The 15,385-nt window shown below is 40.5% G+C and carries 15 protein-coding genes and 1 pseudogene; 7 read left to right on the forward strand and 9 right to left on the reverse strand.

Annotated features, from left to right (window positions below):
- The first annotated feature begins 258 nt into the window (after window positions 1-258).
- The 3 genes from GBI66_RS05085 (at window position 259) to GBI66_RS05100 (ending at window position 3,209) form a co-directional block, all read left to right on the forward strand.
- A complete protein-coding gene (locus GBI66_RS05085) occupies window positions 259-1,107 on the forward strand; it encodes a sulfurtransferase (RefSeq protein WP_151715381.1) in 849 nt (282 codons plus the stop codon).
- Entirely contained in the window at window positions 1,104-1,955 is an 852-nt protein-coding gene (gene asd / locus GBI66_RS05090) for an archaetidylserine decarboxylase (protein ID WP_005209584.1), read from the forward strand. The genes GBI66_RS05085 and asd overlap by 4 nt, the downstream gene beginning before the upstream one ends.
- Before the next feature lie 357 nt (window positions 1,956-2,312).
- The gene (locus GBI66_RS05100; protein WP_151715382.1) at window positions 2,313-3,209 is read left to right on the forward strand and encodes a LysR family transcriptional regulator; all 897 of its coding nucleotides are present in this window, start codon (window positions 2,313-2,315) and stop codon (window positions 3,207-3,209) included.
- Here the strand turns inward: GBI66_RS05100 and GBI66_RS05105 are convergent.
- Window positions 3,190-3,795 carry a LysE family translocator gene (locus GBI66_RS05105; protein WP_151715383.1) on the reverse strand — a complete coding sequence of 202 codons (606 nt, stop codon included), beginning with the start codon at window positions 3,793-3,795 and terminating at the stop codon, window positions 3,190-3,192. The two genes, GBI66_RS05100 and GBI66_RS05105, sit on opposite strands and share 20 nt — an antisense overlap.
- A gap of 200 nt (window positions 3,796-3,995) precedes the next feature.
- On the opposite strand from GBI66_RS05105, the pseudogene GBI66_RS05110 reads away from it, so the two are divergent.
- Window positions 3,996-4,805 (forward strand): annotated as a pseudogene (locus tag GBI66_RS05110) (PhzF family phenazine biosynthesis protein).
- 248 nt (window positions 4,806-5,053) lie between these two features.
- On the opposite strand, the gene GBI66_RS05115 reads toward GBI66_RS05110, so the two are convergent.
- Window positions 5,054-5,959: a LysR family transcriptional regulator gene (locus GBI66_RS05115; protein ID WP_151715384.1), complete on the reverse strand. Its 906-nt coding sequence runs from the start codon at window positions 5,957-5,959 to the stop codon at window positions 5,054-5,056.
- A gap of 96 nt (window positions 5,960-6,055) precedes the next feature.
- Between GBI66_RS05115 and GBI66_RS19810 the strand changes: the two genes are divergently transcribed.
- Complete coding sequence (locus GBI66_RS19810; protein ID WP_266095275.1) at window positions 6,056-6,181, forward strand: hypothetical protein; 126 nt, start codon at window positions 6,056-6,058, stop codon at window positions 6,179-6,181.
- A 265-nt stretch (window positions 6,182-6,446) separates the two neighbouring features.
- Here GBI66_RS19810 and GBI66_RS05120 read toward each other — a convergent pair whose 3' ends face one another.
- Entirely contained in the window at window positions 6,447-7,340 is an 894-nt protein-coding gene (locus GBI66_RS05120; protein ID WP_005186023.1) for a LysR family transcriptional regulator, read from the reverse strand.
- A 94-nt stretch (window positions 7,341-7,434) separates the two neighbouring features.
- On the opposite strand from GBI66_RS05120, the gene GBI66_RS05125 reads away from it, so the two are divergent.
- Complete coding sequence (locus GBI66_RS05125; RefSeq protein ID WP_151715385.1) at window positions 7,435-7,887, forward strand: PACE efflux transporter; 453 nt, start codon at window positions 7,435-7,437, stop codon at window positions 7,885-7,887.
- 96 nt (window positions 7,888-7,983) lie between these two features.
- Here GBI66_RS05125 and GBI66_RS05130 read toward each other — a convergent pair whose 3' ends face one another.
- The 4 genes from GBI66_RS05130 to GBI66_RS05145 all read right to left on the reverse strand — a co-directional run bounded on the left by GBI66_RS05130 (window position 7,984) and on the right by GBI66_RS05145 (window position 11,568).
- Complete coding sequence (locus GBI66_RS05130) at window positions 7,984-8,451, reverse strand: DUF2147 domain-containing protein (protein WP_151715386.1); 468 nt, start codon at window positions 8,449-8,451, stop codon at window positions 7,984-7,986.
- A gap of 109 nt (window positions 8,452-8,560) precedes the next feature.
- Window positions 8,561-9,919, reverse strand: coding sequence for a phosphate regulon sensor histidine kinase PhoR (gene phoR, locus GBI66_RS05135; protein ID WP_151715387.1), 1,359 nt, complete (start codon window positions 9,917-9,919; stop codon window positions 8,561-8,563).
- Window positions 9,920-9,928: 9 nt separating this feature from the next.
- A complete protein-coding gene (gene phoB / locus GBI66_RS05140; RefSeq protein ID WP_004803505.1) occupies window positions 9,929-10,639 on the reverse strand; it encodes a phosphate regulon transcriptional regulator PhoB in 711 nt (236 codons plus the stop codon).
- Between the two features lie 251 nt (window positions 10,640-10,890).
- The gene (locus GBI66_RS05145; RefSeq protein WP_005186013.1) at window positions 10,891-11,568 is read right to left on the reverse strand and encodes a TetR/AcrR family transcriptional regulator; all 678 of its coding nucleotides are present in this window, start codon (window positions 11,566-11,568) and stop codon (window positions 10,891-10,893) included.
- 300 nt (window positions 11,569-11,868) lie between these two features.
- On the opposite strand from GBI66_RS05145, the gene GBI66_RS05150 reads away from it, so the two are divergent.
- Complete coding sequence (locus GBI66_RS05150; protein ID WP_004657060.1) at window positions 11,869-12,696, forward strand: SDR family oxidoreductase; 828 nt, start codon at window positions 11,869-11,871, stop codon at window positions 12,694-12,696.
- Window positions 12,697-12,759: 63 nt separating this feature from the next.
- On the opposite strand, the gene GBI66_RS05155 is transcribed toward GBI66_RS05150, so the two are convergent.
- Window positions 12,760-14,127, reverse strand: a complete 1,368-nt coding sequence (locus GBI66_RS05155; protein WP_004803509.1) for an MATE family efflux transporter — start codon at window positions 14,125-14,127, stop codon at window positions 12,760-12,762.
- A 97-nt stretch (window positions 14,128-14,224) separates the two neighbouring features.
- Window positions 14,225-15,379, reverse strand: a complete 1,155-nt coding sequence (locus tag GBI66_RS05160) for a pyridoxal phosphate-dependent aminotransferase (protein WP_151715388.1) — start codon at window positions 15,377-15,379, stop codon at window positions 14,225-14,227.
- Window positions 15,380-15,385 lie beyond the last annotated feature (6 nt).

Here is a 15,385-nt window from a genome sequence, read left to right on the forward strand (position 1 = left end):
ATCCACAAAACCTGTTCATTTCTTTCTTCTATTTTATATTTCGCAGAAACAATATCTTGTAGATATTTCGCAGGTTGTGGATGACGTTTTCGAGTATCCAATTTCATGTGATAGCTTATATTAAATCTCAAAAGCATTATGCATATTCGTCAGATGGTATATCTACTTTTCTGCTAAATGAATGCAAAAAATCAGACAAAGATAAAAAGTCGGCTATGTTAATATCATCCCCAATGCGGATGATAAAACAGCATAACCATGACTGACGTAGATTTTAAACTGGGTTTACTGATTGAACCTGAACAACTAGTGCCTTATTTAGGCAGCGAGTTGATTCGTATTGTCGATTTAAGCCGAGCTTCGGTGTATGAACAATTGCATATTCCTCATGCGATTCATTTACAACCTAAATACTTGGTTGCACAACAAGAACAAGCCAATGGGGTACTACCTGATTTAGCAGGTTTACAAGCCTTAATCGAAAAATTAAATATTTCACCTCAGCATCATGTCGTGGTTTATGACGATGAAGGTGGGGCTTGGGCAGGGCGTTTAATCTGGAATTTACATTGCCTTGGTTTTAACCGCACCAGTTTGATTAATGGTGGCATTCATGGCTGGTTGGGGGCTGGTTTGCCGACTACCGCGGAAATTGATCCCGTAAAGCCCATTGCCGATCTGTTCCAGATCGATTTAGACACCGTGCAACAGCATCGAATTGAATATCACGAATTGTTACAACAGGTCGAACAAGACAATATTCAGCTCTGGGATTGCCGTACCAACGAGGAATATACAGGCTTGCGCCTTGCTGCGCGACGCGGCGGTCACATCCCAAATGCACTGCATTTTGAATGGAGTACTGCCCTAAACCGTGAAAATCATCTAAAATTACACCCGCTTGAACGCACACAACAACGTTTAGAACAATTAGGCTTTAATTTACAACAACCTGTGGTGGTGTACTGTCAGTCTCATCACCGTTCTGGCTTGGCGTATATTTTGGCAAGATTGCTCAACTGGCAAGTTAGGGCCTACGATGGTGCGTGGAGTGAATGGGGCAATCGCCTCGATAGTCCTATTATTTCAGGGGAGTCACCGTCTTGAGTTTTGCAGCAGATTTAAAAAAACAATTATTTATCAAAGCACAGAATCTTGTGCCGCAACATCAACTCAGCCGTGTTGTGGGTAAGGTTGCCGCAAGTGAAAATCTTTTGGTAAAAACTGCTGTTATTCAAGCGTTCAAAGCAAAATACGGAATTGATATGAGCATTGCTGAACAAAGCAATGCGCAACACTATAAATCTTTCAACGAGTTTTTTACCCGTGCATTGAAAGATGGTGTACGTGGTATTGATGAGCAAGCAGATAGCATTGTTTGTCCTGCGGATGGTGCGATTTCGCAGCTCGGTAAAATCGAAGCGGGTGATATTTTTCAAGCCAAAGGCCAAAGCTTTTCTGCTGAAAAATTGATTGGTGATCCGCAGTTGGCGAAACCATTTATTGATGGTCAATTTGCTACCGTGTATTTATCGCCGAAAGATTATCACCGCGTCCATATGCCATTGGCGGGGACATTGACCGAAACTTTATATATTCCGGGTGAGTTGTTCTCAGTCAATCAAACTACGGCTGAAAATGTACCGGGCTTGTTTGCACGTAATGAACGTATGGTGTGCTTGTTTGATACCGAACTGGGGCGTATGGCGGTCGTTCTAGTTGGTGCAATGATTGTGGCGGGGATTGAAACGGTTGCCACAGGCAAAGTAAAACCATCGGGCAAAGTTGAATTGCAACATCATCAAATGAAATTGGATAAAGGTGCAGAGTTAGGTCGTTTCTACCTAGGCTCAACTGCTGTAGTTTTATTTGAAAAAGATAAAATGGTTTGGGAAGAGCAGTTTAAAGCCAATTCGACAGTGGTGATGGGTGAGCGTTTAGGTCATTCGGTTTAATTTAGATATGATTTTAAAAAGCTCCAAAATTGGGGCTTTTTATTTATAATTTAATTCTTATATATTTTGTATGACGTGAAATATTCTTAGATAATTTAAAATAAAGGTAAATAATGATGAAATTTTTAATACCACAACTCTCATTTTTTGAATTTTTAGGAATGCTCACTTTTGCAACAATATTCAGTAATTATTTCTGGATCGATCATTGATAAATATGACGGTTTTTATACTGTATTGTATTTTTTGCAGGGATATTATCCAGTTTAAATTTGTATATCCATTATAAAAGAAATACCGCTATTTCTGATTAATTACGATTGCTGTGTATGGGCTCATCTTCGGTAGGTCAAACATATGATTGAAGATATAAGATATTTAATTATTTTTGCGAAAATTGCTGAGTTTGGTTCAATTTCAAAAGGTGCTAAAGCATTAGGCCTATCTACCGCAACCGTCAGTATGCATTTAGCCAAGTTAGAAAAGAATTTAGAGTGTGCCTTATTTTATCGAAATACACGGAAAATGACTTTAACCCATGATGGACAAAAACTTTTAGATACTGCCAAAGTCATGTTGGAAACCTATGAATCCGGTATTTCAGATTTTAAGCAACGTTCCATTCTTAGAAAGACACAGTTGCATATTTCTATTCCCGCAGTTTTTATTCACAGTGAGTTGATGCGCTGTATCACGACATTTTGTGAGGCATATCAAGGCTTAACTGTGCATATCACCTGTGATGATAGTCGGACAGATTTGATCGCTGAGAATGTGGATATTGCTGTTCGAATTGGTGAGCTTCCAGATAGTTCATTTAAAGCTCGTTATCTATTTCCTTTAGCCCGAAGTATTGTTGCAACACCTGAATTTTTAAGCCAACATCAACCCATTACTCATCCTGAAGAGCTGATCAATATGAAATGGATTGGTTTGAGCATGAGAAAAAATAAAAGAATGTTGCGGCATCAACTCACAGGAGAGGAAGTCGAAATTTCCTATCAGCCTCATATTTATGTGAATAATGTTGAAGCTGCATATCGTCTGGCAAAATTAAATGCAGGACTGGCAGCGCCTCCTGATGAATTAATCCAAGCTGATCTTGAACAGCAAAATATCGTGAAAGTTCTACCCTCTTGGACACTTGAGCCATTGAGTGTGTATGCGGTTTGGCCTGCAAATATTCCAATCAATAGTATTGCACATGCTTTGATTGAGCGAATTTATCAATCATTTAACTCCAAAATAATTTGATGAGCATATAGATTGATAGGATGATTAATGAACCACCCATTAAGTTATTCAGGATTTTGAGCTGGCGTGAATTGGTTAATATTTTGGCGAGTTGATGCCCAGAAATGCCCCAAAGCATTAAACAGATATAGCAGGTAATGAAATAGATGAGAATAAACAGAATCAAGGGATGATAACTCACGGGGGAAGAAAATAATGAGATACCGGAGAGGCAGGCAATCCATGCTTTGGGATTGAGCCACTGTAAGAGAAACCCATCTATAAAATTGGCTGCTGCAATATTGTTTGATATTTCAACTTCTGCTTTTGAATAGATAATTTTTTGCCCGATATAGAAAATAAATAAGCTGCCTAAAACCTCAATGATCATAAAAAATGTTGGGTAATGCATGATGGTTTTAGATATCCCAAAACCTAAAAATATAAGCAGTAAACTAAAACCAATGCTTGCACCTGAAATAAAGGGCAGTGTTTTTTTAAATCCATGCATTAAGCTGGATGAGAGAATGGAAATATTGATGGGTCCCGGTGAGATGGACATCGTGAATGAGAAAATAAACATACTTAAAAGAATGGAAAACTGCATTGTTATCGTCTTTTGAGATCAATCTTAAAAGCAGATGATACAGCGTGGTTTAAATAAGATTAGTCTGGTTTTATCAAAAGCAGATTTTGATTTTTTGGAGGTTTAAAGCTAAAAGGTAATGCATTTTATTTATCAAAAAATAAACATTATTTGGCTAATCAATTGGGTATCTTATCTAAAAATTATAGCTGTTAGAAATAATGAAAATTTACCAAGTAGATGCATTCAGTAATCAATTATTTAAAGGAAATCCTGCTGCAGTTGTCTTACTAGAGCAGTGGTTAGATGATCATATTATGCAGAATATTGCATTAGAAAATAATTTGTCTGAAACCAGTTTTGCTAGAAAAATTGATGATCAAAATTATGAAATTAAATGGTTTTCACCCGTAAAAGAAGTACAGTTTTGTGGTTATGGCACACTAGCGACCAGTTTTATTATTTTTAGAAATCAGCCTGAAATTGAGTCATTGGTCTTTCATGTTGCGCATTTAGGTGAGTTTTTTATTACTCGTGGTGAAAAGGGCCAGATCAAAATGAACTTTCCGATACAAATGCCAGATCGCTTGGAGACGATTCCCAAAACATTAAAAGACAGCCTGTCTCAAGAAATTACTGAAGTGTATATCAATCCACAGGCCTATATTGTGGTCTATCCCAATACGCAGGCTGTTTTAAATGAATGTCCTAATTTTGATTTGATTAAAAAACTCGGTGGGCGTCGTGTTGCAATCACCACACTAAATGATGCTATAAATGAAAGACTTGCTCGGTTTGATATCATTTCCCGTTACTTTACGCCATCTATGGGAATTGATGAAGATCCTGTCACAGGTTCATTACATACGTCACTGATACCACTGTGACAGCCATTACTTAAAAAAGAAAATATTGTCGCTTATCAGGCTTCAAAACGAGGTGGTGTGCTGCATTGTAAGTTACTTGAAAATGATCGAATTGAAATCGCAGGCGAGTGTCGCTTATATCTAGAAGGTGAAATTTTCATTTAATTAATAAACTAAAAACCATGTACGTTTTTGCTTACATCGATTAGAGGCAATGTCCCATTTTCAGCCAAGGCTGAATTGCCTAATATTGACTCATGAGGAACAGGAAGTTCCAAAACATAAAACAAGAATGATAAGTTTGCGCATCAGGACGTGAGATATGACAGGAGTTGTATCTAGTGAAAGGAATACGGAAAAGCCCGACAGGATGTCGGGCTTTTTTTCATTTAAGCTAAAACTCAGTCAGTTGTTTAGTTCATTTGCTTAGCGCTGTAATAAGCATGAATCGATGCTGCACAACGCTCAACGATTAGATCTTCATCCTTTTTCCAGATGAGCTTCACTTCACTGAGGGTGCTCTCGTCCTGAATCGGAATCAGTCTGACATTGCTGGGCAAAATCACTTTAAACTCTTCAGGCACAATACAAATGCCAAAACCATTAGCGACCAGTTCCAGTTGAGATCTTTTCCTTGAGTAGATTCTGGTTCTTTTGGGACTAAAACCATTGACCAAACATAAATTGGCTGCCAAATAGCTTAAGCCACCACGGGCTTTATGCGGTACAGAAACAAAATTTAATGGCTCTAATTCACGGATCGATATACTTTCTTTTTCACTTAATAATGGGTCTGCGATATGGGCAGCAACATATAAGGGAGCAGTGTATAAACTGATCGAATTGACGTCATTTAAATTGTGATAAATCGGGGGACGAATAAAACCCAGATCAATTGTCCCATTCAACAAATATTCGAGCTGTAATTCAGAGGATAGGGTATTCATTTCGATATCAATGTTATGGGTATCACAGAGTTGCTCAAAGATTGCTAACTTGTTTTGATCCAATACAATACTACTGGAGTGCGCAATTTTAATGATTCGACCTTCACCACGGCTGATGCTTTGAGCACTGACAATGGAACTCTTTAAATGATCGATATTGGTTTTTAAACTTTTATATAGTGCTTCACCTGCAGGTGTGAGTCTAATTTTCTTCTCAGATCGATCAAAAATTTCAAAACCGATTTCTTCTTCTAAATTTTTAATTTGTCTGCTTAGGGCTGATTGAGCAATAAATAGCTTTTCCGAGGCAGCAATAAAGCCCCCAGTTTCAACAATCGTGATTAGATAATTGAATTGTTTGAATGTCCACATATCTCAAAATTAGATCAGTGCTTGTTTTTTCTATATTAGATTAGATGAAAGAAATCTTATACCTTTTTTATAGATCCTTGATTCAGGTAGCTGAACATGACCATGAGAAATAAGATTTTGACCTTGATTGCTGCTGTAGTGATTTGTTTATTGGCTCAAAGCTACGATCATTATATGGGTGTGATGACGACAGAGCAGACTATTGATTTATTGGGAGATTGATAAGTTTTCCGTACCCAGTTCTATATAATCACTGACTTTTTAAAGGGTGAGAAAGCTCAGCAGTGTACGCTTTTTCTTACATTGATTAGGGGCAATGTCCCATTCTCAGCCAAGGCTGAATTGCCTAATATGAACTCATCAGGAACAGGAAGTTCCAAAACATAAAACAAGAATGATAAGTTTGCGCATCAGGACGTGAGATATGACAGGAGTTATATCTAGTGAAAGGAATACGAAAAAGCCCGACTTGGATGTTGGGCTTTTTTTATGCGCGATGGATTTGTTTTTCCCACAGTTCAATCAAAAGCTGCATCGACTTACTCAGTGGTTTATAAGCTGGCCAAATGGCATGAATCGGCATATCCAGCCCATTGGTGGTATCGAGAAAGGCTAAGCGCACCAGACTTTGTTTGGCAAAATGTGTTTGTACTACGGAAAGCGGGAAATTACCCCAACCGAGACCTTGTTCCACCATATCAATGGCCATGGATAAATTATCGCTGTACCAATAAGAATCGGAGACCAAAACCCGACTATCAGGTAATGGATAATGCTTGCTTGCAACAATAATCTGTCTGAGTTCAGACAACATGGTGAGTTCATTTTTATTATGTGCTTTGAGTTGTTGCGCATCTTTAGGTGAAACCGCAGCAACGAATTGTTCCATACCCAGCAAGCGGAAGCGTTCATTGTTATCGAGTTGTGATGAGCTATATGCGATATACAGATCGATCTCGTTACGGTGTAGCCGTGTTTTGAGCTCTTGTTGTGGTGCACTGACTATTTCAATATTTAACAAGGGATAGCGTTGAATCAACTGTTCAATCCCTGCCAATAAAAACTTTTGATTCACATCTGCGGCGATACCAATACAGAGGCTAGTCTCGAGTCCCGTTGAAAGTTCAGTCAGATGCAGGTCGAGCTGACGTAATTTGGTCACAATCAGTCGGGCATGCGGTTCGATTGAAAGCGCGACCTCGGTGGGGGCAAGATGATTTTTGCTGCGTTCAAACAATTTTAAATTCAATTCTGCTTCAAGATTGGCAATCGCCATGCTGACTGCTGAAGGCACTCGATTTAGAGCGCGCGCCGCTGCGGAAAAATTACCACGATCAATAATTTCAAGAATCAGTTCAAGCTGTTCGCTACTGAGTTTCATGGGTATTCCCTTGTCAGTGAATCTGATGACGATTGACTTTTTTTATCAAATTTAAAGCGTAAAATCCACTCATTATTGATTTTAAGGTGTGGTCATGCAAGGAACCAAGAGAAGAGTCACTTACGTATTTTTCTATGAAGTTTTGAGCTTTTTTATCTGTGCGATGGTGTTGGCGGTGCTTTCAGGCACAACCATCAGCCATACAGGACCTTTGTCGATCTTGATTGCTGTGATCGCAGTGACAGTCAATTTCTTTTATAACTATGGTTTTGAGATGTGGGAAAAGAAGCAGACATCAAAAAAACGTACGGTACTCAGACGTGTGGCACATGCCATTGGCTTTCAAATTGTTTTGGTGATGATTTTGATTCCCCTGATTGCCTGGTGGATGCAGATCAGCTTAGTCAAAGCCTTCTTGCTCGATTTTAGTTTGATGGTGCTGATTCCATGTTATACCTTTGTTTATAATTACTTTTTTGATCATATTTTTGGTTTACCCAGCCATTTGGTTGAGCCAGCAGCGCTGAGTGCCAAAACCAGCTCTTAATCTACAGTTTTATGGTTAAATTTATAAAAAAGAGTGCATAAATTGCACTCTTTTTTATGTGAAATATAAATTATTACTGTGACTGAATTTAAATCATTAAAGTCGAATCCAGGTCATATTACGGAAACTATTATTGCTTGGGTTTTTGGCATTGATACTCAGCATTTTGCCTGTTTTGCTTAAACGTGCATTCAGGTTGTATTTATGGCCATCATAAGGATTGAGCCAAACGCCTTGTCCAAATTCCTCATTTTGATTCAACATCTTTAGACCTGTTAGGACTTCCATGCCGATAATCTGCTGATTTTTTAAAGCACCCGTACATGCTGTACATAAGGTTGGCGCAGCCTCCTTGGCAGAAGGATACATTTTGACAATCACTGCACTGTATTGCTCGGTTGCAGAATGTCTGCGAATCACGATATCAGACAGGTACGACCCCGTACGCTCATCCACGACTTTCCAAGTACCAATCAGTGGATCTGTCGGAGCAGCGTGAATCGCCAAAGGCGTATTGAGCCCAAGTAATAGAACACAAGTGCGAAGAAAAGAAGTATTTAGCATGAGCATGGCATCAAAAAATAGAAATAATGAAATGAAACAATAATTTATTATATTATTTTAGTGGAATGATCACATCATATTTAAGGGAACTTGGCAGTTCCCTTCAGGTTTAAATCATGCGATATAAGCGTTCTTTCGGGAACACTGCGGTAAAGGTCGAGCCTTCATTTTCTTTGGATGTAATTTCCAAGTGCGCACCGTGTTGCATTAACACGTGTTTCACAATTGCAAGTCCTAATCCTGTTCCACCTGTTTGACGGCTACGTGCGCTATCGACGCGGTAGAAACGTTCGGTTAAACGCGGCAAATGTTTTGGGTTAATCCCGATCCCATTATCCTGTACGGTGAAGTACGCATGATCACCATCTTCATGCCAGCCAATGGTGATAATACCGCCAGCAGGGGTGTATTTAATCGCATTGGTGATTAAGTTGCTGAATGCACTGGCAATTTCGATATCGGAACCGATCAGGTCGCAATGGCTATCAATATCCAGATTCAAGGTATGACCATAATCGAGATTGTAGGCGCGGGCATCATCAAAGATTTGATTCATCAGATTGGCCATATCAATAATCTGATTTTTCGCGACTTTTTTATTATTTTCTAAATTAGATAGCAACAATAAATCATTAACCAAAGCATTCATACGCTTGGTTTGCGACTGCATTTGCGTGAAAGCACGTTTCCAGCGCGGGGTAATGTCATCTTGATCAATAAAGGTTTCGATATAACCACTGAGGACGGTAAGCGGTGTACGTAATTCATGTGAAATATTATCGACAAAGTCTTTACGCATTTGCTCGAGGTTGTGTACTCGCGTGGTGTCATAAGCGACCAATAGACGACTTTCGCCACCGAAGCGGGTCAGTTTGACTTGTACATAACGTTCTTCATCCATCTGTGCTTGGAGACGGATACCATCAGGAGATTGATCACTATGGTTAAAATATTCAATAAAACTGGGTTGGCGCAGAATCGATAATAAATTGCGGCCACGATCCAAGGGGCTGATCCCTAACAGCTTTTCAGCAGCAGGGTTCCACCATTCAATTTGATGTTGATCATCAATTAAGACCACGGCTTCGGCCAATGCCACCAAAGAAGATTGCGCGCGATCAATCAAACCCACCATTTCGGCTTGAACAATACGTTCTTGACGCTGCGCACGGTAGACATTAAACAGCAATGCACCCCAGATCCCATTCAAATTGGGCGGGACATCATAAGGGCGATTGGAAATCCATTCATTCACTAGATAAAGTGAGCGGAGCTGTAGCATGAAGAACAGCACAAAAGCGACAAAAATACAGCTCCAGAAGTAACCCACCCCGAATCCGACTAAGCTCGCAATCAATAAGAAAAAAAGTAACAGTCTTAAATCTTGTTTTGCAAAGGTCCACAAACTGCTGTAGCGAAAACGTTGGTGTTCACGTGCCAGTTCAGGGACGGGATAGGGTTCATACATAAAGGATTTTTAACCTACTGCTAAATCTGCTCGTGTCGAGAAGCGATAACCTGTGCCACGAACGGTTTGTACAAAACGGTCGACGCCAAAAGGCTCTAACACTTTGCGTAAACGACGAATATGCACATCAATGGTACGGTCTTCGATATAGACATTGCCACCCCAGACTTGATCTAGGAGTTGAGCACGCGTATAGGCGCGCTCTGGATGGGTCATAAAGAAGGCTAATAAACGATATTCGGTTGGACCCATCTCTAAAATACTGTTGCCGAAACTCACGCGTTGGCTGACAGGATCAAGTAATAAGCCATTGGCATCAATCACTTTCTCACCGCTCAATGCATTGGCACGACGTAATACCGCTTTGATACGAGACACCAGTTCACGGGTTGAAAATGGCTTGGTCATATAATCGTCTGCGCCCGCATCAAGACCTTGTACTTTATGGTCTTCTTCGCCACGTGCAGTCAGCATGATTACAGGAATCTCTGCCAAGTTTTCATCGCGTTTGAGGCGGCGGCATAAATCTACACCACTCACACCACCTGGTAGCATCCAATCCAGCAAAATAAGCGCAGGACGCTGATCAACGATAATCTGATGCGCTTGTTTGGCATCCTCTGCTTGTAAACATTGGAAGCCTGCCATATCTAAAGAGGTATGGATCATTTCGCGGATCGGTAGCTCATCATCGACAATTAAAATATAGTCATCTTTCACAGCGCAATACCCTTAAAATCTGTAACGGTTTAACCGTTTTGTTGTTATGACAGGCTTATTACAAAGATTAATTATGACAATATCATTGCAAAAGAATTAATAAAGTCGAATTTAGCAATAAATTGTGACAATCGTAGGGCAGCATGGTGACGAATTTATGACAATCTGCTTAGCAATAAAGCAAATAAATTCATTTGCTTAACTGACGTGTAGTTTAACAGCTTTGCGTGTCACAAAACTGTAAAACGATTTTAATTTTTTTGCGAGGTTGTTTCGATAAAAGACAAAAAGACAGCACAGCAGGCTGACAAAACATCTTCTAGAGGCTGTTTGAAGCCTTCTGAGACCCAGCGAATAATAATATGCGTAACATAACCATTTAAGCCCGTTGCCATGAGCGAGACTTCTTCAGCACTTTGTGGCGCATTCGGCATGGTGATCATCACAAAGCCTTGAATGATACGATCGAACTGGGTCAGCGTCTCTTGAATGGTGGCTTGATTATGCAGATCTTGCACCAGCATGGCATCAATATAAATAATCCGTGCCATACGAGGATCATCTTTAATGGCATTCAGTAATGCAGAGAGGCCAGCATTCACCATATTCTTCGGTTCTGGCGCAGCCATCAGAACAGCTTGGGTTAAGCAGGTTTGCATTTTTTCAATCATTTTTAAGAACACGGTTTGAAACAGTTCTTCGCTTTTCTTAAAAGATTCATAAAAATAGCGTTCAGTCAGCTTGGCTTCATTACAGACATCTTTGACGGTAACCGAGAAAAAGCCTTGTGTGCCATAGGTTGCAATACCTGCTTCAATCAATTTTTCACGACGTGCTTCTTTGCGCTCGGTTAAAGACAGACCTTTAAATTGTCGTTCTTTCGCTTCTGTATTCTTTTTCTTGCTTGTCGCTTGATCTTGAGTTGCCATTGAGAAAACCGTTCCCTAAAAAGTCTTTAAATCGTGTGTCTAATATTTGCATTTCAACTATGTTGTGCTGACTAGCATAACCAAATTTTGAAAATATGCCTTGTCTCTTTTAAACATCATCAGTCATGAAATGTAAATAGGCCTATTATTACATGTAGGATGTTGGTTATTGCCATTTGTCTTAAAGCTAGAGTGTACTATATTGACAACACGTATTGTCAAAATTATATTGGTTACAGGTTAAACAGCACATCGTCTGAGCGAATATGTGCGTATCATTCGCAGTACAAAGGATAGGCAATGAAAAATTTTAAAAATAAAGTCGCAGCGATCACCGGTGCAGGTTCTGGGATTGGACAACAATTGGCAGTTTTATTGGCAAAACAAGGTTGCCATTTGTCATTGAGTGATATCAATGAAAAAGGCCTGACGCAAACTGTTGAATTAGTGAAGCAGTACCCTGTGACAGTGACGACCAAAGTACTTGATGTTTCAAACCGTGATGCGGTGAAACAGTGGGCGCAAGAGACTGTACAGGATCATGGCTCAGTCAATTTAATCTTCAATAACGCAGGTGTAGCACTTGGCTCAACTGTCGAAGGCGCAAGCTATGAAGATTTAGAATGGATCGTTGGGATTAATTTCTGGGGTGTGGTCTATGGCACCAAAGAATTCCTGCCATTCATCAAACAAACCAAAGATGGTCATATCATCAACATCTCCAGTATTTTTGGTTTAACCTCGCAACCAACGCAATCAGCGTATAACGCAACTAAATTTGCGGTACGCGGTTTTACTGAATCATTACGTCAGGAATTGGATATTGAGAAGGGCGGTGTCAGCTCACTCTGCGTACATCCGGGCGGGATTCGTACCAATATCGCCAAAGCAGCGAAAATGAATGACAGTTTGAAGAGCTTGGGCATGGACCCGAACAAATCGATCAAGCAATTTGACAAGTTCCTGCGTACCCCACCAGAAGAAGCTGCACGTCAAATTTTAAATGCGGTATTGAAAGATAAACGCCGTTTATTGATTGGTACGGATGCGCGTATCGTGGATTCGTTCCAACGTTTATTCCCGACGGGTTATCAACGTATTGCAGCGCTTGCAACCAAGATGATGTAAGTTGTCAGCATGAAAAAAGCCATTCTCTGTGAATGGCTTTTTTATATCCATCAGAAGGTGATTTTAGATCAGTACTTTAATCTTGGTCTTTTTCCAAAAGAATTGATAATAAAAGGCTTGGAATAGACATAGACAAACAAAGGACAGTGCATAGGCAATCCAAATGCCTGTTAAGCCCCACAATGAACTAAACCAATAGGCACAAGGCACTTCGATCAGAACAATCGTGAAAATATTGATCAACATCGGGATATTGACCGCGCCACTGGCACGCATAATCGATGCAAAAATAGCACTGGCACCAAAGAATAGAATCGACCACAACACGATAAATAACAGTTGTTGACCCAGCTCAATTACGCTGTGATCGGTAATAAACAGCGCCATCAGATATTTTGAGAACAAATAAGCCAGAGCAATCAAACTACCCGTAAATAAGAAATTCATGCCTAAAGCGGTACGGGTGACTTTGGCCAATAAATCAGGCTTACCTGCACCAATCGCTTGTGCTGCAAAAATCGAAGCGGCAATCGAAATCGACAAGGCTGGAAATTGAATATAATTCAGTACCTGATTGACTGCGCCATAAGCTGCGGTAGCATGTGCACCATAATGGTTAATCAAGCCAATAATCACCAAACCCGCTAAGGAAGTGGTGACCATTTGAATCCCTGTTGGAATACCGAGTTTTAAAATTAATTTACTCAGCTCAGCATCATGGCGAATATGTTGCAGCAATAGCCCATCAATTTTTAGTGGATGGTTTTTATAGTTTAGATAAATTGCTAAGAAAATCAGCACAGCGGCATAACCGATAATGGTTGCAATCGCAGGGGCAACAATACCTAAAGCTGGAAAACCAAAATAACCTTTCAGTAAAACGGGGGTTACGCCCAAACCAATCAAGCTGGTGAGGCTCAGTGCAATCAGTGGTGTCACACTATCACCGACCCCACGCAGAATCGACGTATAAATAATATAGACGAACAGTAAGGGGCTACCGACCAACATCCATTGCACATAAGGCAAGGACAGGTGCATCACTTTAGGATCGGTACCCAGCAACTCCAAAATATGTTTGGCGAAGATTAGACCCAAGACAGCAATAATGCTGCCGCCGATCAAGGTCATAAAGACGGTTGAGCCAATCACGGAACGGACTTTTTCTAGATTCTGCGCACCCCATGCCTGCCCAATCAGTACCGTGGAGCCTGCGGAAATTCCAATCACAAAAGCCAGTAAAAAGAACAGGATGGGGAAGAATACCGATACAGCGGCAATTGCATTTACCCCCATCATTTGCCCGACAAAGATGGTATTAATGGTTCCCGACAGGTTTTGTAAAATATTGGTGGCAATCAGCGGCACCAGAAACACAAAAAAGGTTTTCCAGAGATTCGGTTGCATGACCAAGGGTTGGCGTGGTGTCATTCAATTTCCTTCACGCTTCATCCTGAAACGATTGTATTTTTTTCAACATAACATGATCAATTGTGTTGAAGATGAGGGTTCAGTTTCTTTTTGTTGATCAACATTGTACGAGGATTTCACCTGCGCGTTGTAGTGTTTGATCGGTTTTGGCAAAGCAGAAGCGAATCAGACGTAATGAGGCTGGTGCTTGTTGATAGAACACCGAAATTGGAATGGCCACAATTTTATGTTGCTCTGCAAGGAATTGGCACATCTCAATATCATTAAGATCAGGGCGAATAGTGCTGTAATCCAGATTTTGAAAATAGGTGCCTTGAGATGGAATGAAGTCGAAACGTGAATCTTGAATTTGGGCATTGAACAAGTCACGTTTCGCCTGATAAAAGCTAGGCAATTCCTGAATATGTTCAGGGTGTTGTTGCATATAGTTGGCCAGTGCAATCTGGCATGGGGTGGTGCCACAGAAATTGGCAAATTGATAAATCTGGCGGAATAGACGCATGAGTTGTGGTGCAGCAACACAATAGCCGGTTTTCCAGCCTGTGACATGATAGGTTTTGCCGAAAGAACCAATTACGAAACTGCGTTCACGTAATTCTGGGAATTGCAGTGCACTATGGTGTTTGTGCCCATCAAAAATCAGATGTTCATAGACTTCATCGGAGAGCACCACGATATTTTTATCTTGAATCAAATCAATTAACTGACGCCAATCTTGTTCTGACCAAATTGCACCTGTTGGATTGTGTGGAGTGTTGACAATAATCATGCGAGTGTTGGCATTGATACTGTCTTTGACCTTTTGCCAATTCACCTGAAAACTTGGTGCATCTAAATGGATATGTACTGATTTTCCACCTGCTAACTGAATCGCAGGGGCATAGCTGTCATAGCTTGGATCGAAAATAATCACTTCATCGCCTGCATGGATACAGGCTTGAATGGCGCAGAAAATTGCAATAGTTGCGCCAGGGGTAATGGTGATTTCAGTGACTGGATCGAGTTGCAGTTGATCGCGTGCTAAGAATTGCGTCGCCAGTTGTTGTCTTAAGGCTAGTACACCATCACCCGCAGGATATTGGTTATAGCCTGAAAGTGTGGCTTGGCTAAGGGCTTCGAGCAATGCTGGTGGCGCAGGGAAATCGGGGAAACCTTGAGACAGGTTCAGGGCATTGAGTCGGTGTGCGAGTTCAGTCATGACACTAAAAATGGTGACGCCTTGGCTTGGGAGTTTTGACTGAAGTTGCAACATCGGATG

It is taken from the genome of Acinetobacter sp. TUM15071 (assembly GCF_008980925.1).
GTDB classification, from domain to species: Bacteria; Pseudomonadota; Gammaproteobacteria; order Pseudomonadales; family Moraxellaceae; genus Acinetobacter; species Acinetobacter dispersus.

What these genes read in the sequence shown, in the direction of transcription:
- GBI66_RS05085 (WP_151715381.1), top strand. Translation starts at nt 259, where the DNA reads ATGACTGACGTAGATTTTAAACTGGGTTTACTGATTGAACCTGAACAA.
- GBI66_RS05100 (WP_151715382.1), top strand. Translation starts at nt 2,313, where the DNA reads ATGATTGAAGATATAAGATATTTAATTATTTTTGCGAAAATTGCTGAG.
- GBI66_RS05105 (WP_151715383.1), bottom strand. Translation starts at nt 3,795, where the DNA reads ATGCAGTTTTCCATTCTTTTAAGTATGTTTATTTTCTCATTCACGATG.
- GBI66_RS05115 (WP_151715384.1), bottom strand. Translation starts at nt 5,959, where the DNA reads ATGTGGACATTCAAACAATTCAATTATCTAATCACGATTGTTGAAACT.
- GBI66_RS19810 (WP_266095275.1), top strand. Translation starts at nt 6,056, where the DNA reads ATGACCATGAGAAATAAGATTTTGACCTTGATTGCTGCTGTAGTGATT.
- GBI66_RS05120 (WP_005186023.1), bottom strand. Translation starts at nt 7,340, where the DNA reads ATGAAACTCAGTAGCGAACAGCTTGAACTGATTCTTGAAATTATTGAT.
- GBI66_RS05125 (WP_151715385.1), top strand. Translation starts at nt 7,435, where the DNA reads ATGCAAGGAACCAAGAGAAGAGTCACTTACGTATTTTTCTATGAAGTT.
- GBI66_RS05130 (WP_151715386.1), bottom strand. Translation starts at nt 8,451, where the DNA reads ATGCTAAATACTTCTTTTCTTCGCACTTGTGTTCTATTACTTGGGCTC.
- phoR (WP_151715387.1), bottom strand. Translation starts at nt 9,919, where the DNA reads ATGTATGAACCCTATCCCGTCCCTGAACTGGCACGTGAACACCAACGT.
- GBI66_RS05145 (WP_005186013.1), bottom strand. Translation starts at nt 11,568, where the DNA reads ATGGCAACTCAAGATCAAGCGACAAGCAAGAAAAAGAATACAGAAGCG.
- GBI66_RS05150 (WP_004657060.1), top strand. Translation starts at nt 11,869, where the DNA reads ATGAAAAATTTTAAAAATAAAGTCGCAGCGATCACCGGTGCAGGTTCT.
- GBI66_RS05155 (WP_004803509.1), bottom strand. Translation starts at nt 14,127, where the DNA reads ATGACACCACGCCAACCCTTGGTCATGCAACCGAATCTCTGGAAAACC.
- GBI66_RS05160 (WP_151715388.1), bottom strand. Translation starts at nt 15,379, where the DNA reads ATGTTGCAACTTCAGTCAAAACTCCCAAGCCAAGGCGTCACCATTTTT.